We start from the raw sequence: 18,358 nt of genomic DNA, 5'->3' as shown, positions 1-18,358 counted from the left end.
GTCAGTAGGATGGTCCGCGTGACTGAGCAGCCGGAGCAAAAGACCGTAGTCGTTGTGGGACCGGACGGCGCGCCCATCTTGAGCGAGCGGGACGATGATCCCTCGCGCCTCATTGAGCAGCCTGCCAAGGTTATGCGCATCGGCACGATGATCAAGCAATTGCTCGAAGAGGTACGGGCGGCACCGCTGGATGAGGCGGGCCGGCAGCGCCTTGTCGAGATCCACCGGCGGTCCATTGTGGAGCTTGAGGATGGTCTGGCCCCAGAGCTTCGCAATGAGCTGGAACGGATTTCCCTCGCCTTCGAGGAGGGCACGACACCGACCGAGGCGGAGCTGCGGATCACGCAGGCACAACTGGTCGGCTGGCTGGAGGGCCTGTTCCACGGCATCCAGGCCGCCTTGGTCGCCCAGCAGATGGCGGCCCGCATGCAACTGGAACAAATGCGGGGTCGCCCCGCGCTGCCACCGGGCCTTGGCGGCGTCCAACAGCCGGAGGGCAAAACCCCGGGGCAATATCTTTAGGCCCGTTTGAGCATCTCGTCGAGGTAGACGGCGACGCCGTCGCGTTCCACCGAGAAGGTGATCTCGTCGGCGATCGCGGCCAGTGCCGGGTGTGCGTTTTCGACCGCCACCCGGCGCCACCCAGCCCACTGAAACATCGGAATGTCATTGGGCATGTCGCCAAACACGAGCACTTCTTCGGGCTTGACCCCGAGTGCCTGTGCCGCGATCGCCAGGCCGGTTCCCTTGTTCACGTCAGGTGGCGTGATCTCCACCCAGCCAAGCCCAGCGTGCGTCACCTCAGCGACGCCCGGCACGATGATTTCCTTCGCCTCATCGAGCAGCCGGTCGGCATCGCCCGTCGGAGTGCGGATGAACGCTTTGATCACATCGTGCCGCAAAGCCCACTTCCGGTCTTTGACCAAAAGATCATCCGGGTACGGCCATTCGTCCGTCTCATCGCCCCAAAGTGGCTCACGCTCACCGTCAAGCGCCTCGACGATCAGCTTGATCGGGCCCAGATGGCTTTCGAGCTGCTCGATGACGTTAGCCACGACCGCGCCGGGCAGCCGGGCGTCGCGCAGAACGGTCCGTGTGCGCAGGTCCACCACGCGTCCGCCTTGCCCGAGCACGAGCAGGTCGGCGTGCGGTAAATCCATGCGGCTCAGGGACTCCAGCCGTGGCCCACGTCCCGTGACCCCCACGATCGGAATGCCGGCCGCACGCACACGGTCAAAGACCGCATGCGTGAAACCGCTAACCGTCTCGTCCGGCCGGACGATGGTTCCGTCAAGATCAGTGGCGACTAACTTAGGCAGGTTCAAGGAGGTCACGTCCACCAAGGTACGGCTGGAGCGCCTTGGGAACGCGAACCGAACCATCGGGTTGCTGATGCTGCTCGAGAATGGCAGCGATCATCCGGGTCGTCGCCAGCGTGCCGTTGAGCGTGGCCGCCGTCTGCGTCTTGCCTTCGGCGTCACGGAAGCGCACGTTCAAACGGCGAGCCTGGAAGGTGGTGCAGTTCGACGTCGACGTGACCTCGCGGTACTTGTCTTGCGTCGGGAGCCACGCCTCACAGTCGTATTTGCGGGCGGCCGACGATCCGAGATCCCCGCCGGCGACGTCGATCACGCGGTAGGCCAGCTCAAGTTTGCTGAGCAGCTCTTCTTCCCAGGCGAGCAGTCGCAGGTGCTCGTCGTGAGCCTGCTCGGGTGTCGCGAAGACGAACATCTCGGCCTTGTTGAACTGGTGCACACGGATGATGCCCCGGGTGTCCTTGCCATAGCTGCCCGCCTCGCGGCGGAAGCAGGTCGACACACCCACGTAGCGGCGCGGCTCGTCCAGCTGCAGGATCTCGTCGCGATGATAGGCGGCGAGGGCGACCTCGCTCGTGCCCACGAGGAAGAGGTCGTCGGCCGGCAGGTGATAGACCTCGGTCGCATGCGCGCCAAGGAATCCGGTGCCTTCCATCGACTCTGGCTTCACGAGCACAGGCGGAACCATCATCGTGAATCCGGCTTCGACCGCTTGCCACACTCCAAGCTGGATGATGGCGTTTTCCAGCAAGGCCCCTTGCCCGGTAAGGAAATAGAAGCGGCTTCCCGAAACCTTCGCCCCGCGCTCCATGTCGATCGCCTTGAGGCCTTCGCCCAGCGCCAAGTGGTCTTTGGGGCTATCAAGCTTTGGCTTCGTGCCGACCTCACGCAGGACGATGTAATCGTCTTCCCCGCCGGCGGGTGCGCCTTCTTCCACCACATTCGACAGGGCGAGCTGAGCTTGCCGCAACACGGCTTCCGCCTCGGTGACCGCGGCTTCGGCAGCCTTGACCTGCTCGGCAAGCTCCTTCGTCTTAGCCAGCAGGGCGGTCTTCTCCTCGCCGGTGGCCTTTGGCATCAGCTTGCCCAGCTGCTTCTGCTCGGCGCGCAGCGCCTCAAAGGAGGAGACCGCCGACCGCCGGGCCTCATCGGCGCGCAGCAAATCGTCGACAAGTTCGACCGACTCACCACGCGTCTGCTGGCTTGCACGGACCAGGTCGGGATTCTCCCGGAGCAGACGCAGATCAATCACAGCAGCGAGTCTACTTACGCATGTACAGCTCATGCGACGCAGATACCGGCTTGGTCTCCTCGACCACGACCGTTAGATCATCCGCTTCGTCTTCATATTCGCCGGCGTCATAGAGCACGGGCCGATCGATGACCTCAGCTGGTTCCACGGCGCTAAACATAAGCGCCCCAATGGAAAGCAGCACCGTCGCCATCGCGGCGTAGATCCCCCACGTGAGCCGGACGGTGTATAGCTCGGCGATTTCAGACGACAAGCCGTAAAGAGCGCCAGTGCGGTCTGGGTATTTCGACACGCTGTAGACCGCTAGAGCGATCAGCGCGGCCGCGAACCCGCAGCACGTCAGCCCAGCTAGCCGGGCGTTGGTGCGCACAGGGCCTTCGCCACGCATGGCAAGCACGATGGTGACCGCGACCGCCAGCAAGGCGAAAATGTAGACCAGGCCGAAAGTGGTGCTGTCGAAGTTGTAGAGCATCGCGCGGTCGGGCGCACTCGGTGTCGCGTTGCCGTTGCCTCCCGGAGGCGTATACGTCGCGGTCTGCCATGTCATCGTCAGCGAAGCCAGTGCGGCGACGGCCGCGCCACCGGCGAACGCGTACCCCACAGGGAAGGGGAGCTTGGGCACCGTGATCTTGATCCGGCTCGGCCGGCGTTCGCGCGGGGTGGCGCCACCGAACTCGACAACGTCCTCAGACATTGATGCTCCTGGAAAAGCTGAAGGGGTGAAGCGACTCTATCGCTCCACCCCTTCGCACATAAGCCCTTGATTAGCCGCCGAGGATGCCACCCAGCAGGCCACCCTGCTGCTGCTGTCCGCCGCCGGCGCCGGCGAGACCGCCGGGCGGTTCCTCCGACGGCTGCACGACGACGAAGCCCTGGCCCGCGAAGCTCATCGTGAAAGCCTCACCGGTGGTGCGGCCGAGCAGCGTGCCGATGCCGAGCTGGTCGGCGCGGTGGTAACCGGTCTGCAGCGTGGAAGACCAGCAGATCGCCGCTTGCGGGTCGGCGTAGGTCGGCTGGTCGACGGTCAGGACGACCGGGGTGCCCTGCGTCGTGATGGCGATGCGGCCCTGCCCGGAGAACACGCAGTTGAACAGGCCAGCGTTGGACAGCATGCCCATGCCCTGCACCATCTTGATGTCGTATGTCAGCGACGACTCGAACGCGAGAACGTTGGTGCCGTTGACACTCAGCGAGTCGCCAGGCGCGAGGTCGATCAGGTGCACGTCGGCGGCGCGGTCGGCAAGGAACACATCGCCACGGCCGGACAGCTTCATCAGCGGAACGCCTTCACCCGTGAGCTTCGACTTGAGCCACTTGGCGGCCCCGCCGGAACCAAGAGCCTGGAACTGGATCTGGCCCTGGTAGGCGACCATCGACCCGGTGCGGGCCATCACCTCGCCGTTCAGCTCGACCTTAAGCATTTTCGAGTTCTGCAGCGTGAGGCCCGGAGTAGTGGACTCTTTCTCCAGGTTCTCCGCCGCAAAGAGTGCACTCTGCATGGGGGATGTCCTCCTAATAAGGGGTTAGGCGGTGCAAGGGTAGCCGCTCAATGCAACGTGTCGCCGGCAGGCGATTTAGTCGGCGTAGCCGATCACAGCTCAGTCCCAACCGAGTTGATGCAAACGATCATCGGAGATTCCGAAGTGGTGCGCTATCTCATGCACGACAGTCACGGCGACCTCTTCGACGACTTCATCCTCGGTATCGCAGATGTACAGCGTCGGATTGCGGTAGATCGTGATGCGGTCTGGCAGCACTCCGGCGTAATCCCAGCCTCGCTCGGTGAGCGCGTGACCCTCATAAAGGCCGAGTAAATTCTGGCCGGGTGGTGGATCATCTTCCACCAAGATGACCACATTGGACATCACATTCAACAGATCAGCTGGTACTAGGTCGAGCGCGTCCCCGACGAGTTCCTCGAACTTCTCGCGCGTCATTTCCACCGGCATAGGTCAGCCAAGGTCACCTTGACGCAGGCGGCGCAGCCAGACAGCTGAATCCGCGTAGTCCACATCGGACAGACCGGGCGGCGGTGGCACCGGGCGTTCGGGAACCGCGCCGGGCTGAGGTGCCCGCTGATAGGACCCGAGGAACCGAACCTCGGCACACACGCGGCGCAAGCCCTGCAACGCTTCTCCCACCCGGGCTTCGGCTACGTGACCGGTGCATTCGAGGAAGAACACGTAACGGCCGAGCCGTTCTCCAGTGGGCCGTGACTCGATCCGGGTGAGGTTCACCCCGCGGACCGCCAGCTCCGTCAGCACGCCGAGCAAAGCACCGACGCGATCGTGCGCGATCCAAATCGCTAGCGAGGTGATGTCGTCACCGGACGGCGGCGGCGGCGGGCCGGGCCGCGACAGCAGCACGAAGCGGGTCACCGCGTCGGGGTGATCGGCGATCTTCGTGGCGATTTCCTTGAGTCCAAAGCGTTCGATCGCGATCGGGGCGCAGATGGCGGCATCGTGCTCGCCCTTGGCCACCGCTGCCGCGGCGGCGCCATTCGACAGCACATCCACGATCGTCGCGTCGGGCACGTGCGTGCGCAGCCAGCCCCGGCATTGCGTGGACGCCTGCGGATGGGCCGCGATGCTGAGCACCTGATCCAGATGCGTGTGTGGGCGCGCGGCCAGCACGAACTCAACCGGGATCACGACGTCGCGCGTGATCACCAGCGAGTCACCATCGATCACCTCGTCAAGGGTCACGCCAACGGCGCCGCCCACGGAGTTTTCCCACGGCACAAGAGCGGCGTCAGCCTCCCCTGACCGGACCGCCTCCAGAGCCTCGGGAACACTGCGCGCCGGAGTGCGGATGCCTTTGACGGCAGCGGGAATCGTCAGCAGAGCCTGCTCAGTGAACGTGCTCTCAGGGCCGAGGTAGACGAAGCGGGTCGGCGGGACACCAGGCATGACGCCACGCTAGCGCGTTTAGCAGCTCGCGGCGACGCGGACACCGTAGGGAGCCTGCTGCTGCACGTCAGCGGTGCAGATATCGGTGCCGGCCGCGAAGAGGGTCAGCCCCGAGGACGTCGCGATCGTCAGCACGTGCACCGGTTCCTTTCCCAGCACCTCGAACAAGGTGTAGTGCCACGCCCCCGCGCACAGCGGTCCCGTGAGCGCCTTGCCCGTCGTGACGGAGGCCTTCTGCTTCACCAGCGAGGCGATCTCCGCGGCTGACGGTTTCGCACCGCAGGGCACCGCGCTAAAGATCGGGTAGGGCGAAGCCGTCGCGCTGGGAGTGCCTGTCGGCCGCGGCGAATAGCCAGGCGGAAGGGCTGGCGAAGCGCTCGGTGAGGCGGTGGGTGGCGAGGCACGCTGATCCGGCGTTAACTCCGGCGGCACGCCACAGGCCGCGGTGAGGAACAGCAGTGCCAGAGCGCCGAGGGATTTCAGGGGTGGCATAGCCGCCGATGGTAGTGCTTTTCGCGCTCGCCCGCCGTCACACTTCAGCGAAGAAACTCAGCGACCCACTGACCTCGCCGCCGTGACGCAAGGGGCTGGCGACGGCATCGAGGGTGCGAGTGTCTTTCTGGTGCCGCAACCGCATCAGGCCCCGGGCCAGGCGCCCGGAACTGAGCGCCAGCAACGGAGGGATCTGGCCCCGCTCGGAACCACCCAGGTCGGCACCGGCCGCGGTGAAGTCAATGAGCGACAGCACGGCCGGGTCGAGCAGGTGACGCCCCGTCAGCTCAAAAGGCTTCTGGTGGCAGAACAACAGAGCGCATGAAGGCGACGCGGCGATGATGATTCCCTCGGCATCGATGACCAGACAGGCTTCCTCAGCCATCGCCACTGTCGCGGCCCATTGCTCAAGAGGGTCCGTCTGGCCCGTTGCGTGCGGCGAAGGATCCAAAGGAGACAACGAAAGCTCGATATGGGTCATCGTCCGCACACGTTACCCGCGTGTTGTTCCCTTGTCACCGGTCGTCGCACCCTCCGGATACCACTGGTAACCCGAGGTATCGGTCCACGTCCATGGGCTTTTGGCCACTTGGGACAGTTTGCTCGCGGTGCTCGCGGATATCCGCTGACCTGTCGAGGTGAGGACCTTGTCCAGCTCGCGATAGGACGTGATCACACAGTCCTTCGGCACGCCATTGACGCTGATGGTTCCGCTGCCCACGAACGCGAGGACGGGGAAAACCTTTATGTCGTAACCGATCGCGGCGGACAAATACTTGCCGACCTTGCGCGCGTCGCGGCGCGCCTGAGACACATAGGACGGACGGCGCCCATCGACCTGGATGATGTCGCCGGCGATCAGCACGCGATAGCGCCCGTGCTGGGCGACGGAGACAGCGAACACGCCGCCGGGACCGATCGCGAGAAAACCGGTGAGCGGAGGCGTCTTGCGGCTGACCGTCGCCGTGTCCGTCGCCACTGGAGCGAGCGGCCAGTCGAGCACGTGCCAGCCTTGCCCGAGCCGGCTCGCCGCCTTGTCTTCCATGGCGGCCGTTCTTCGCACCTGCTGTTCCGCGCGAACGCGTTGTGCCCAGGTGAGAGGGGCGGGAAGCTTTAGGGAGTCACTGAATTGCGGCTGATGGTAGGGGTAAACAGTCATTGCCTGCCTCCGGCGGTGCCACGCACTGAGTTAGGGTTCCCTTACCGTACGTGTTCCACCTAGGGCAGACCTAGAGGTTCCCAAGGGCTGAATTCTTTTCTCGTGATGAGTGAGCGCGTGAATGTCCGATTCAGACGGACAGCCACCTAGCGAAGCGCGAGCTGGCGACCAAGAAGCCCCTGCTTGGCCCGCCGCTCCTCTGGAGATAGAGGCTCATCAGTCTTAGCGGCCGCGTAGCGATCAGCCAGGAGGCTAAGTGGCTCCTCCCAAGTGGCTGCTTCCGCCTCCAAAGGAAGATCAAACACGGGTACGAGGAGACTGTGCGCCCGGAACATTCCGGCGAACTTGGTGTCATCGCCCAGCTTCAGGTGCCCGGCGGCGCTAAGGCGCGACAGCGCGTCCATCGCCTTGTCCTCGGCGTCCGGCAGAACCCAGCGAACATGCGACTTGCCCGGAACACGGCACCAATAGGCCGCGTGAGCTGAATTCATGCGTACGGTCGGGTAAATGGCGGCGTTAGCGGCCTCAAGCGAGGCGTTGACTTGCTCGTCGCGCTCCTGATCGGTGTCGAGCCAGAAGTCGAAGCCCTCATGCATCGTGATCTCGAGCGGTTCGTTGACGATCACGTCGGCCAGCCGTGGACCCTCGCCCGGCAGGGCCGGCGTGGACACCGTCGCGCCTGGTTCGGTCTCGAGCGCGTTCAGCAGCGCGACGGTGATGTCGCGGTTAATGTCGCCGGAGCGCTCGTTTCGTTGCAGCCCAATGAAGATGCGGCCGTCAGGCTTGGTGAGTGCGGGCCACGCCATCGGCAGAACTGTCGCCAGCGTGATATCCCGGTCGCCGTATTTGGCGGCATAGTCGCCGGTTAGCTTCAGCGGAGCTGTCGCGGCTGGAACCAGCTCACGAAGCGCCACGAGCTCTGCTTCGGCGGCGAGCCCGGCGAAGGGCCGGGCAGCGAAGACATCGCGAACCTTGGCTGGCTTAACGGCCTGGCGGCTCTTCTTACTCACGTCGCGGATTGCCTTTCAGCCGGTCTGGCTGGCCGGGTGCGGCCGTGCCACTCGCGGGTCAGCTTAGTTCAGCCCAGACCGACTGGCCGAGACCGTCCCGGTCGACGCCCCAGCGGTCGGCCAGTGCTTCCACGATCGTGAGCCCGCGCCCGTCCGGATCTTCTACGTTGGCGGGACGGGGCCGCGGAAGCTGAGGCGCGCCCCCATCGGTGACGCGCACTTCGACGAACCGGCCTTCATCAGAGGTTCGCAGTCGCCATGCCAGGCGAACGACACCACCCGGAAGTGGCTCGGCATGCCTGACGGCATTGGCGACTAACTCGGCTGCGACGGAAATCACATCGGCGAGCAAGGCTGGCGGAATGGCGCCGGCGAGTGCCGTAGCCAGCCGATGGCGAGCCTGCCGGGCGCCGCGGGCATGGTGTGGCACCACCACGCACCAGGCGCTTTCTGCGACAGCCGTCGACACTCTCATGCCTCCCCGACACCTATGTCTCCGCGTGGCAGGCGTACCTCTGCGACGGTACCTCCCCCATCCCGGGGACGTAAGGACACCCAACCGTTTTGTCGTTCAATGGTCTTTCGGACGAGGAAAAGACCTAGTCCGGCACCACCGTATCGCCGATCGTCGCCGGTGTCGCCCTGCCAGAACCGCTCAAAAGTGTTTGCCGCCGCACCGGCGGAGATCCCGATGCCCCGATCGGCAACCTGGAAATAGACCGTGCACCGGTCGAAACCAGCTGTAAGCATCACAGGTGTGGCACCTGGGGCGTACTTGTCAGCGTTCGTCACCAGCTCGGTCAGCACGCTCGCGATGCTCGCTCGCTGCCCGAGAGCCGGGGGCAAAATGTCGGGCAGTTCGGCCACGAGACGTTTCCGCAAGTTGACGGACAGCTCGCTAGCGGAGCGCAGGAGCGTCTCGGCGAGGTCGAAGGGCACGCGAGAGTCGGCCGGCAGACTCGTGCTCGCGTCGAGCAGCCGGTCGATCATGCGCGCGAGATCCCCGGCGCGCTGCCCGATCACGTGCACGGACTCGCGCCGCTGCTGATCGGCCAGCTGATCCCAGTGGTCGCGGAGGGTCTCGGCATAACCCTTGATCACGGTGACTGGTGTCCGCAGTTCGTGACTGGTGACCGCCATGAACAGCTCGTACTGCGCGGCCTCGGAGGGTTTCGCTGAAGCGTGCGCGGCGCCCGTGCGATAGGCGTAGCCGACCGCTGCCGCGACGAGTTTCATCACGGCGGTCTGATCGGGGTTGATGTCTTGCCCGGCCTCGAAAAGCGCGCCCAACAGCACGGCCGGCCGGCCGTTCACCTTGATGGGGTGGACAAGCGCCCACCCGGCGGCGGAGTCCTGCAACTGCCGGCGGGCGATCGGCTCCAGCACGTCGAGTTCGATGCGAAACGGCGGTGGCTCGGGGCGAAGGCACGCGGCCACCACATCGGCACTGATCAGCCGCCCGAGTGCCCAGCTCGACACTCCTGTCGCCGCGACGATCCGGCTGGCGGGCTCAGGGCCTTCGCTCAGCTCGCCGATCGTCATGCCCAGCGCGCTTAGCGATCGGTGTGCCAACCGGAGCAAACGGTCGAGAAAGCCTTCCTCAACGTGAGCCTCGTCGACGAGTGCGGCAAGGTCGAACACCAGGTCGCGGTACGCCATGCTCACAAGCCGGAAGTCTTTCACTTCCCGTCGAGCTGGGCTAGCACCTCTCGTGGACGATCCGTGATGAGTCCATCGACGCCCAGGCTGACGAGCAGCTCGACGTCTTCGGCTTCGTTGACCGTCCAGACATAGACCTGCTTGCCGCCGGCTTTGAGCCGCCGCACCAGCTGTGGACGACGGCGCACCAACTCCAGCCCCGGCCCAGCGATCTGGGTGCCAAAGGGCAGCCGCGTCACGCGCAATCCTGGTGGCAGCAAATCAATGAGCTGAACCGTGGGCAGGCCCGGCATGAGATCACGGCTGCGGCGAACGGCCAACGGCGAGAACGACATCACCGTGATCTGAACCTTTTCCCGGTCGTCTAGCAGCCCGTGTCGTTTGAGGACGGCCCGCAGCCGGTGCTCAACCGCGCCGCCATAACGGTTGGGGTGCTTGGTTTCCACCAGGAGCCGCACCGGGCGGCCAGCGCCCTTGAGTAAGTCGAGCAGCGAATCAAGCGTGAGCACCGGGGCGGATTTGCCGCTGGGGTGCCAGCTGCCGAAGTCGAGTTCTTCCAACTGTTTCAGTGTGTGCAGAGCGAACGGTCCGCTGCCGGAACTCGTGCGATCCAGGCGGCGATCGTGAAAACACACGAGATGGCCGTCGCGTGTAAGCCGGACATCGCATTCCACCCCGTCGGCGCCAGCGTCTAAAGCGGACTCATAGGCGGCGAGGGTGTGTTCGGGCAGCTCAGCGGAGGCACCGCGATGGCCAAAGACCAAGGGGCGGTTAGATGATTTCGGCAGCACTGCCAGTGTCCGAAACAACGGGACGGCCCGCGGCAGCCCAGCTCATCATGCCGCCTTCGAGATTGATGACGTTTTCCCAGCCCTGCTGGATCAGGTAGCCAACGACCTGCCCGGACCGCCCGCCCACCCGGCAGACCACGACAACCTCGCGATCCTGCGGGACCTCGGCCATGCGTGCCGGGATTTCCATCATGGGCAGGTGCACGGCGCCGGGGGCGTGCCCGGCCGTCCACTCATCGTCTTCCCGGACGTCTAGCAGATAAGCCGTGGAGGGGACATCAGTAACGGTCACGCTCGGGATTCGCACGCGCCAAATTTACAGGGAGTGCGCCCACTGCGGGTTAAGCGCCGCCCAGTCACTGAGCCGGGCTGTCTGCATCGCTTCGAACAGGGCCGGCGCCTCTTCGCTGAGCAGGATGACCGACTCCGCGCCGATCCAGTCAGGGTAGGAGGGGACGGTGACGCCCGACATGCGCTCAGGCCGCAGTCCGCGCAGCGCGAGCAGGACGTCAGCCAGCGAAGCGCCACCGGTGTCGAGCGTGAGTGAAGCACCTAGAGCCCGGATGAAATGATCAATCTTGAGCGGATTCTGGGCGACTCCGTTGCTTAGCGCCGTACTGAAGATCGCCTTGAGCAGCTGCTGATTGTGCCGCTGCCGGTCGTAATCGCCGCTCTCCAGCCCGTAGCGCTGACGGGAGTAGTCAAGTGCCTGCGCGCCAGTGAAGATCTGGCAGCCCAGCGGAAACAGCTCGCCGGTGTGGATCGAGGTGACTTCCGTGTCGACACACATCCGCACACCGCCCAGCAGGTTGACGATGTTCTCCATCCCACTGAAGTCGATCACGGCAGCCCCATCGAACCTGATCCCGAGAAGCTGCGCCAAGGTGGCAGAAAGCAGCTGCACGCCGCCCGTGCCTCCACCACCGTGATGGAAGGCGGCATTGATCTTCTCGGTGCTGCCGTAAAACTCCGTGGCCGGAAACTCGGGTATCTCCGCGACCAGGTCACGAGGGATCGAGACCAGGTGGGCGGCGGTTCTTTCCCCGTTGAGCTGGACGATGATGATCGTGTCCGCGCGCTGCCCTTCGTGTGGCTGTCCCTCACGCCAGTCCGACCCGATCAGCAAGAAGTTGAGCGGGCGGCCCGACGTTAGCCACGAGGCGTGCTCGCCAGGCGCGGTGCCCCGGGCGCTGGGGGCTAGCAGCACATCGCGCGTGACGCTCGCTTCGTACCGGTTGACGAGCCAGTTCATGCCGGCGAACGCCGCTGTGGCCACGAGCACGAGCGCGAGCCCCAAGCCCAGGAAAATCTTCGGCCAAAGCATGGAACGTGACGCGCGCATGTGCCTAGCTTATGAATGTCTCAGCATAAAAAGGGCGGTTTCGTCACTATTGGCGGGCCCCTGAGCTGGGGCTCGGATGGGCCGCGGCCATGTATTCGGCCATCTTGTCCGCCGCCATCGCGTTGTAGAGCTTGATCGCGTTCGGGCGGTCTGACACGACGACGCTCTCGTTGCCAACCATGTCGCTGCCGAGGTTCGGGCTCGTCATGAACGACAGGTCCTTGCTGCGCAGGCTGCGGAACTGGAAGGCCATGTCCAGCAAGGAGAAGTCCTGGTCGACCTTGACCGCCTTGGTCATCGCGTTCATGAACGCGTTGAACTTGGGCAGGTTCGTGAGCGTCTCGGTGCTGGCCGCCTTGTCCAGCATGACCTTGAGCAGCTGCTGCTGGTGGCGCATGCGGGCGAAGTCGCCATCGGGGAACTGCTTGCGCTGGCGGACGTAGTCGAGCGCCTCGGTGCCGTTGAGGTGCATCGTGCCCTTGGTGAACTTGCGGTAGGGCTCGTGGATCGAGGTGATGTTCTGCTCGATTTCCAGGTCGACTCCGCCTAGAGCGTCAACGACCTGCTTGAATCCGCCAAAGTCGATCTGCACGACGTGATCGATGCGCACCGAGGTGAAGCATTCGACCGTCTTGACCAGCAACGGGATCTCGCCCCAGGCATACGCGGCGTTGATCTTCGCGCGCCGGTTGCCGCATTCCTTGTCCGTCGCTTTCTGCGGAATCGGAACGTAAAGGTCCCGCGGAATCGAGATGATGTAGCCACGGTCCTGTGTGGACGGAATGTGCATCACCATGATGGTGTCCGTGCGAGCCGAGCCCGGCTCATCCGGCTGCGACTCAGGGTCAGCGAAGTCGGTGCCGACCATCAGGATGTTCTGCATCCCGTCGACTGTCTTAGGCGGACGGCCGCCAACGGTGAAGTTTTCGATGCGGTCGATGTCGCCCTCGATCGACTTCGCGTAAAGGTAGGCACCAAGCGATCCCAGACCACCGCACAGCGCGATGGCTAACGCGACGACAAGCGCGATGCGGCCCCACTTAGGCTTCGGACCCCTTTTACCGGCGGGACGCCCATAGGTGGACGTGCTGCGTGAAGCCGCAGCAGGGCTTGAAGGAACCGCCTTGCCTGGTACCCGGGCACGGCCGACCGGTCGCTCGTCGTTCGACATGAAATCCAGGGTAGAAGGTCTGGACTAGAGCGCCCGGAAGTAATCGATCGTGGCGCGAAGCCCATCGTCGGCGCCGACCTCTGGCTCGTAGCCAAGCTTTTGCCTGGCCAGCGTGAGGTCGGGGCGTCGCCGGTCGGGGTCGTCGGCCGTCCGTGGAATGAGCACGATGTCAGATTTTGAGTCGGCAATCTGCACGATGCGCTCGGCTAGCTCCAGCATCGTCATCTCATGCTCGGTGCCGCAGTTGATCGGCCCGGCCTCGGTCGAGTCGAGCAGCAGCAGGATGCCGCGGACCAGATCGTCGACAAAGCAAATAGAGCGCGTCTGGCTGCCCGTCCCGGTCACTTCCAGGGGCTCGTTGCGGATCGCCCGGTTGATGAACGTCGGGATGGCGCGGCCGTCGTCAGCACGCATCCGGGGGCCGAAGGTGTTGAAGATGCGCACGATCGCGGTGTCGACGCCATAGGCCCGCTTGTACGCCATCGTCGTCGCCTCAGCGAACCGCTTGGACTCGTCGTAGACGCTGCGGATGCCGATCGGGTTGACGTTGCCCCAGTAGCTTTCGGGCTGCGGGTGCACCAGTGGATCGCCGTAAGCCTCTGAGGTGGAGGCGAGCAGGAAGCGGGCGCCGTCGTGGCGGGCGCGGTCCAGCATGTGGAACGTGGCTAGCGAGCCAGCGCGCAGGATCTCGATCGGCAGTGTGCCGAAATCGGTCGGGCTGGCGGGTGAGGCCATGTGCAAGATGGCGTCGAAGCGGTCGGTCACGTCGGCAGGGATGCCGTCGGAGATGTCGGCCTTCACCAGCGTGAACAAAGGGTTCCCGGCCAGGTGGGCGACGTTGGACTCGCTCCCGGTGAGGAAGTTGTCGATCGCGACGACCTGGCACCCACGGGCGATAAGGCGGTCGATCAGGTGGGAGGGGACGAACCCGGCGCCACCCGAAACGAGCACACGATGACCTTCGCCGAAGCGTGGGGGAACCTGCATGCGGCTAGCTTAGCGGCCACCTAGCTGGCGGTACGAACCCGTGTGGTGCAGCAGTGGCTCGGCTCTCGGGCCCAGCTCGATCTTGTCAATCACGCCTTCCACCAGCAGGCTCCAGCCGGTTTGCCGCGAATCAGCGAGCTGACAGCCCACCCAGGTGTCCCCGTGCACCGGTCCAAAAGGAGTGTCAATCCATCGATCGCCTTGCCTGAAAAGGCCACCCGGTGACGGGAGCAGACCGGCGAAACGGTCCGCTAACTGCTGGTCTGCGGGGGTAAGCACGGAGACGGCGAACTTTCCGGATCGTGAGATGGCCGTCCACAGCTCCGACTCGTCGTCGATGAGCCCAAGGACTCGCCCTGGCTCGCCGTCGGCCACCAGGCAGGACGACACCGTGAGACCTGCTGGTCCAGGCGTGGTCCATAGCGTGACGGTCTGGGCGAAGCGGCCCCGCAACCGGCGCACTGGTGAACGCGCCGGCTCCGGGGCCGCGAAAGGATCCGTGTTGTGGATGGTCAGGAGACTCAGCCCCAGGCGAGCAGGGCGGCTTCCGGATCGGTCAGGAACGCACCGACGTCACGCAGGAACTTGGAGCCAAGTTCGCCATCGATGATCCGGTGGTCGAACGAGAGGCCAAGCGTGGTCACCTGACGTGCCTTGATCTTGCCCTTGTGCACCCACGGCTGTTCGCGGACGGCACCGAAGGCGAGGATCGCCGCCTCACCAGGAGGCAGAATCGGCGTTCCGGTGTCCACTCCGAACACCCCGACATTGGTGATCGTGAACGTCCCGCCGGTCATGGCCGCAGGCGGCGTCTTGCCCGACTTGGCGACCGTCACGAGGTCGGTCATCCCGTCGGCCAGCTCCCGCAGCGACAGCGTCTCGGCGTCCTTGATGTTCGGGACGATGAGCCCACGGTCGGTCGCGGCAGCGACGCCCAGGTTCACGTAGTTCTTGACGATGATGTCCTCGTCGGTCCAGCTGGAGTTGATCATCGGGTAACGCTTGATGCCCAGCAGCACCGCCTTGGCGACGAGCAGCAGTGGCGAAACGCGCACGTCACGCCAGTCGCGCTGCTCGCGGAGCCGGTCGAGAGCCTTCATGCCCCGCGTTATGTCGACCGTCAGGAACTCGGTGACGTGCGGTGCGCTGAACGCCGAAGCAACCATGTTGGCGGCGGTGAGCTTGCGAACGCCCTTGACCGGGATGCGGGTCTCGCGCTCGCCGCGCGCGACCGTGACGGCCGGTGCGGCGGAGACGCCGTTGACCGCGGCCTGCACGTCATCACGCGTGATCGAACCCTGCGGTCCGCTACCCACCAATGTGGACAGATCCACGCCCAGGTCGCGGGCCATCTTGCGGACCGGCGGCTTAGCCAGCACCGACCCCGAAGAAGCAGCGACCGGAGCAGCAGCAACTGGAGTCGAAGCAGCAGCTGGAGCGGAAGCCACCGGCGTTCCCGGAACTACCGCGCCGGAGCCGAACGCGGCACCCGTGGCCTGCTCAGCCGAAGCCGGCTTGACCCCGGCGGGAGCGGTGCCCGAAGGAGCCGTACCTGCCGGCCCTGCGGGAGCGCCCGTGCGTGCGCGGCGCTTGGCGGTGACCGTCTTCGGGCCGTAGCCGACCAGCACAGCGGTCCGTCCGTCGGCCTTCACCTCGCCGATGAGACCACCTTCGCCTTCCGCGTTCGCGGCTGGCTCAGTGGCCGCGACGGTGCCTGAACCGCCGCCGGTGTCGATCGAGATGATCGGGTCGCCGACGTTGACCACTGTCCCTTCGGGATAGTGAATCTTCGCCACGCGACCGGCCCACTTCGCGGGGATCTCGACCGCGGCTTTAGCGGTCTCGACCTCGACGATGGGCTGGTTGAGTTCGATGACGTCACCTTCGGCGACGAGCCACTTGAGGATCTCGCCCTCGGTCAGCCCTTCACCAAGGTCTGGCAACGGAAAGTCTTTTACCGACATGAACTCACCACCCGAACGAACGGTCTACCGCGTCAAGGACACGGTCGAGATCGGGCAGGTATTCCTCTTCGGCACGAGCAGCCGGGTAGGGAATGTCGTAGCCGGCGACGCGCAGCACGGGTGCTTCAAGTGAGTAGAAGCATTCCTCGGTGATGCGGGCGGCCAGTTCGGCACCCATGCCGAGGTTGTGCGGCGCCTCGTGCACGACGATGGCGCGGCCAGTCTTGCGAACGGAATCGAAGACCGCGCCCATGTCCAAAGGCGACAGTGTCCGCAGGTCGATCACTTCCAGCTTGCGGCCGTCCTCAGCCGCGGCGGTGGCCGCGTCGAGAGCCACGCGCACCATGGGGCCGTAGGCCAGCACGGTCGCGTCCGTTCCGGAGGTGAGCACCTTGGAGGAGTGCAGCGGGAACGCCGACTCCAGCGAGCCTGACGTGTCGACTTCACCCTTTTCCCAGTACCGGCGCTTGGGCTCGAAGAAGACGATCGGGTCGTCGGAGGCGATGGCCTGCTGGATCATCCAGTACGCGTCGGACGGGTTCGAGCACGCGACGACCTTGAGACCGGCCGTGTGCGCGAAGTAGGCCTCGGGCGACTCGGAGTGGTGCTCGACGGCGCCAATGCCGCCACCGAACGGAATCCGGATCACGATCGGCAGTTTGACCTTGCCCCGTGAGCGGTAGTGCATCTTCGCGACCTGGCAGACGATCTGGTCGTAGGCCGGGTAGACGAAGCCGTCGAACTGGATCTCGATCACGGGCCGGTAGCCGCGCAGCGCGAGACCGACAGCGGTGCCGACGATGCCGGATTCAGCCAGTGGCGTGTCGATAACGCGCTCGTCGCCGAAGTCCTTCTGCAGCCCGTCGGTGATGCGGAAAACGCCACCGAGCTTGCCGATGTCCTCGCCCATGAGGATGACCTTGGAGTCGTCCTCCATCGCGCGCCGAAGCCCGAGGTTCAGCGCCTTGCCAAGCGTCAACGTCTCGCTCATGCCAAAGTCTCCCTTCGGTCGTCTTTGGCCTGAGGCACTAGACACCCTGCGATATTGATTCCCTCGCGCAAGCGCTCGATCATGAGTGCGCTCCTTCAAACGAGGCGTGGTAGGCGGCGAATTCCGCGGCCTGCTGGTCAACCTCTGGCGAACCGTTCGGGTAGACGTGCTTGAACATCTCGCCCGGCTCGGGGTCAGGCAGCGTGAGCACACGCTCGCGCAGTTTGACGGCTTCTTCACGCGCGTAGGCGTCGACCTCGGTCACGAAGGCCTCGTCGATCAGGCCTGTCGACTCGAGGTATTTGCGCAGGCGCAGGATCGGGTCCTTGGCTTGCCACTCTTCGACTTCACTGGCCACGCGGTAACGCGTCGGGTCGTCGGACGTGGTGTGCGCACCCATGCGGTACGTGTAGGCCTCGATCAGGGTCGGGCCGTTGCCGTGGCGGGCGTTGTCCAGCGCTGCCCGGGTCACGGCGAAGGTCGCGAGGACGTCGTTGCCATCGACGCGAATGCCGGGGAAGCCGAAGCCGGACGCCCGCTGGTACAGCGGCACCCGGGTCTGCCGGGTCAGCGGCTCGGAGATCGCGTATTGGTTGTTCTGGCAGAAGAAGACGATCGGCGCGTTGTAGACCGAGGCGAAGATGAACGCCTCGTTGACGTCACCTTGGCTGGTCGCTCCATCGCCGAAGTAGGCGATGACCGATTCACCTTCGTCGCCGCCGACCTTGCCATCCTTGGCCACACCCATGGCGTAGCCGGTCGCGTGCAGCGTCTGCGCACCGATGACGATCGTGTAGATGCCGAACTTGTTCGCGATCGGGTCCCATCCGCCCTGGTCCACGCCACGGAACAAGCCCAGCGGCATGATCGGGTCGATGCCGCGGCAGTAGAGAACGCCGTGCTCGCGATAGGTCGGGAAGGCCATGTCCTGCTCGCGGAGCGCCCGGCCGGAGCCGACCTGCGCTGCTTCCTGGCCGAGAAGGCTGGCCCAAATGCCCAGCTCGCCTTGCCGCTGCAAAGCCGTGGCTTCGGCGTCGAGCTTGCGGACAGTCACGAGGTCGCGGTAAAGCCCGCGCAGTTCTTCATCGCTGAAGTCGACGGAATATTCGGGGTGCGTAACCCGCTGCCCGTCCGGGGTAAGTAGCTGCACGAAGTCGGGTTCAGCGGCTTGCGCCGCTGCCGCGCGCTTCGAGGAGGCTCTGGTCATCCGTGTCTCCCAATGTCAGGTCCCGGCAGCGGGGTGTGCCACCGGATGGCCACGCATGGCCCCGGTAGGGGTTTACCCGCGTGGTGAAGATGGCACGCCATCTTCTAG

Annotated in this window: 21 protein-coding genes and 1 pseudogene; 1 reads left to right on the top strand and 21 read right to left on the bottom strand. The window is 64.9% G+C overall.

The window, feature by feature from the left end; genetic code table 11:
- Positions 1 to 9: 9 nt before the first annotated feature.
- The gene (locus A3E1_RS0120360; RefSeq protein ID WP_040391379.1) at positions 10 to 522 is read left to right on the top strand and encodes a bacterial proteasome activator family protein; all 513 of its coding nucleotides are present in this window, start codon (positions 10 to 12) and stop codon (positions 520 to 522) included.
- Here A3E1_RS0120360 and A3E1_RS0120355 read toward each other — a convergent pair.
- The 21 genes and pseudogenes from A3E1_RS0120355 to pdhA all read right to left on the bottom strand — a co-directional run bounded on the left by A3E1_RS0120355 (position 519) and on the right by pdhA (position 18,250).
- Positions 519 to 1,334 carry an HAD family hydrolase gene (locus A3E1_RS0120355; RefSeq protein WP_020522642.1) on the bottom strand — a complete coding sequence of 272 codons (816 nt, stop codon included), beginning with the start codon at positions 1,332 to 1,334 and terminating at the stop codon, positions 519 to 521. The genes A3E1_RS0120360 and A3E1_RS0120355 overlap by 4 nt on opposite strands.
- Positions 1,312 to 2,568 carry a serine--tRNA ligase gene (gene serS / locus A3E1_RS0120350; RefSeq protein ID WP_020522641.1) on the bottom strand — a complete coding sequence of 419 codons (1,257 nt, stop codon included), beginning with the start codon at positions 2,566 to 2,568 and terminating at the stop codon, positions 1,312 to 1,314. The genes A3E1_RS0120355 and serS overlap by 23 nt, the downstream gene beginning before the upstream one ends.
- Positions 2,569 to 2,578: 10 nt before the next feature.
- Positions 2,579 to 3,262 (bottom strand): hypothetical protein, encoded by a 684-nt coding sequence (locus A3E1_RS0120345; RefSeq protein WP_020522640.1) that lies wholly within the window; start codon positions 3,260 to 3,262, stop codon positions 2,579 to 2,581.
- 70 nt (positions 3,263 to 3,332) lie between these two features.
- Entirely contained in the window at positions 3,333 to 4,067 is a 735-nt protein-coding gene (locus A3E1_RS0120340) for an AIM24 family protein (RefSeq protein WP_020522639.1), read from the bottom strand.
- Between the two features lie 99 nt (positions 4,068 to 4,166).
- Entirely contained in the window at positions 4,167 to 4,511 is a 345-nt protein-coding gene (locus A3E1_RS0120335) for a metallopeptidase family protein (protein ID WP_026208639.1), read from the bottom strand.
- A gap of 9 nt (positions 4,512 to 4,520) precedes the next feature.
- Positions 4,521 to 5,477, bottom strand: coding sequence for a prephenate dehydratase (pheA, locus tag A3E1_RS0120330; protein WP_020522637.1), 957 nt, complete (start codon positions 5,475 to 5,477; stop codon positions 4,521 to 4,523).
- 18 nt (positions 5,478 to 5,495) lie between these two features.
- Positions 5,496 to 5,969: a hypothetical protein gene (locus A3E1_RS0120325; RefSeq protein WP_020522636.1), complete on the bottom strand. Its 474-nt coding sequence runs from the start codon at positions 5,967 to 5,969 to the stop codon at positions 5,496 to 5,498.
- A gap of 37 nt (positions 5,970 to 6,006) precedes the next feature.
- Positions 6,007 to 6,450, bottom strand: coding sequence for a transcriptional regulator (locus A3E1_RS0120320; protein WP_026208637.1), 444 nt, complete (start codon positions 6,448 to 6,450; stop codon positions 6,007 to 6,009).
- Between the two features lie 12 nt (positions 6,451 to 6,462).
- Positions 6,463 to 7,128, bottom strand: coding sequence for a nuclease-related domain-containing protein (locus A3E1_RS41200; protein ID WP_040391282.1), 666 nt, complete (start codon positions 7,126 to 7,128; stop codon positions 6,463 to 6,465).
- Positions 7,129 to 7,274: 146 nt separating this feature from the next.
- The gene (locus A3E1_RS0120310; RefSeq protein ID WP_020522633.1) at positions 7,275 to 8,138 is read right to left on the bottom strand and encodes a DUF5926 family protein; all 864 of its coding nucleotides are present in this window, start codon (positions 8,136 to 8,138) and stop codon (positions 7,275 to 7,277) included.
- Between the two features lie 58 nt (positions 8,139 to 8,196).
- Positions 8,197 to 8,613: an ATP-binding protein gene (locus A3E1_RS41195; protein WP_083929562.1), complete on the bottom strand. Its 417-nt coding sequence runs from the start codon at positions 8,611 to 8,613 to the stop codon at positions 8,197 to 8,199.
- Positions 8,610 to 9,797, bottom strand: a complete 1,188-nt coding sequence (locus tag A3E1_RS0120300; RefSeq protein ID WP_026208636.1) for a sensor histidine kinase — start codon at positions 9,795 to 9,797, stop codon at positions 8,610 to 8,612. The genes A3E1_RS41195 and A3E1_RS0120300 overlap by 4 nt, the downstream gene beginning before the upstream one ends.
- Positions 9,798 to 9,817: 20 nt before the next feature.
- The gene (locus A3E1_RS0120295; RefSeq protein ID WP_040391377.1) at positions 9,818 to 10,585 is read right to left on the bottom strand and encodes a glycerophosphodiester phosphodiesterase; all 768 of its coding nucleotides are present in this window, start codon (positions 10,583 to 10,585) and stop codon (positions 9,818 to 9,820) included.
- Positions 10,569 to 10,904 (bottom strand): rhodanese-like domain-containing protein, encoded by a 336-nt coding sequence (locus A3E1_RS0120290; protein ID WP_026208635.1) that lies wholly within the window; start codon positions 10,902 to 10,904, stop codon positions 10,569 to 10,571. Before A3E1_RS0120290 ends, A3E1_RS0120295 begins: the two co-directional genes overlap by 17 nt.
- The gene (locus tag A3E1_RS0120285; RefSeq protein WP_020522628.1) at positions 10,905 to 11,930 is read right to left on the bottom strand and encodes an LCP family protein; all 1,026 of its coding nucleotides are present in this window, start codon (positions 11,928 to 11,930) and stop codon (positions 10,905 to 10,907) included.
- Positions 11,931 to 11,976: 46 nt separating this feature from the next.
- Positions 11,977 to 13,101 (bottom strand): LCP family protein, encoded by a 1,125-nt coding sequence (locus A3E1_RS0120280; protein WP_020522627.1) that lies wholly within the window; start codon positions 13,099 to 13,101, stop codon positions 11,977 to 11,979.
- Between the two features lie 24 nt (positions 13,102 to 13,125).
- On the bottom strand, positions 13,126 to 14,088 hold the full coding sequence (locus A3E1_RS0120275) for an NAD-dependent epimerase/dehydratase family protein (RefSeq protein ID WP_020522626.1): 963 nt from the start codon (positions 14,086 to 14,088) through the stop codon (positions 13,126 to 13,128).
- Positions 14,089 to 14,097: 9 nt separating this feature from the next.
- Positions 14,098 to 14,598 (bottom strand): annotated as a pseudogene (locus A3E1_RS0120270) (flavin reductase family protein); the annotation flags it as partial.
- Positions 14,599 to 14,609: 11 nt separating this feature from the next.
- A complete protein-coding gene (locus A3E1_RS0120265; protein ID WP_020522624.1) occupies positions 14,610 to 16,052 on the bottom strand; it encodes a dihydrolipoamide acetyltransferase family protein in 1,443 nt (480 codons plus the stop codon).
- A 4-nt stretch (positions 16,053 to 16,056) separates the two neighbouring features.
- Positions 16,057 to 17,043, bottom strand: a complete 987-nt coding sequence (locus A3E1_RS0120260; protein WP_020522623.1) for an alpha-ketoacid dehydrogenase subunit beta — start codon at positions 17,041 to 17,043, stop codon at positions 16,057 to 16,059.
- A 79-nt stretch (positions 17,044 to 17,122) separates the two neighbouring features.
- Positions 17,123 to 18,250, bottom strand: a complete 1,128-nt coding sequence (gene pdhA / locus A3E1_RS0120255; RefSeq protein WP_020522622.1) for a pyruvate dehydrogenase (acetyl-transferring) E1 component subunit alpha — start codon at positions 18,248 to 18,250, stop codon at positions 17,123 to 17,125.
- Between the last annotated feature and the right edge of the window lie 108 nt (positions 18,251 to 18,358).

Source organism: Catelliglobosispora koreensis DSM 44566 (assembly GCF_000379685.1).
Classification (GTDB): Bacteria; Actinomycetota; Actinomycetes; order Mycobacteriales; family Micromonosporaceae; genus Catelliglobosispora; species Catelliglobosispora koreensis.
This window is presented reverse-complemented; position numbering and strand designations above follow the sequence as displayed.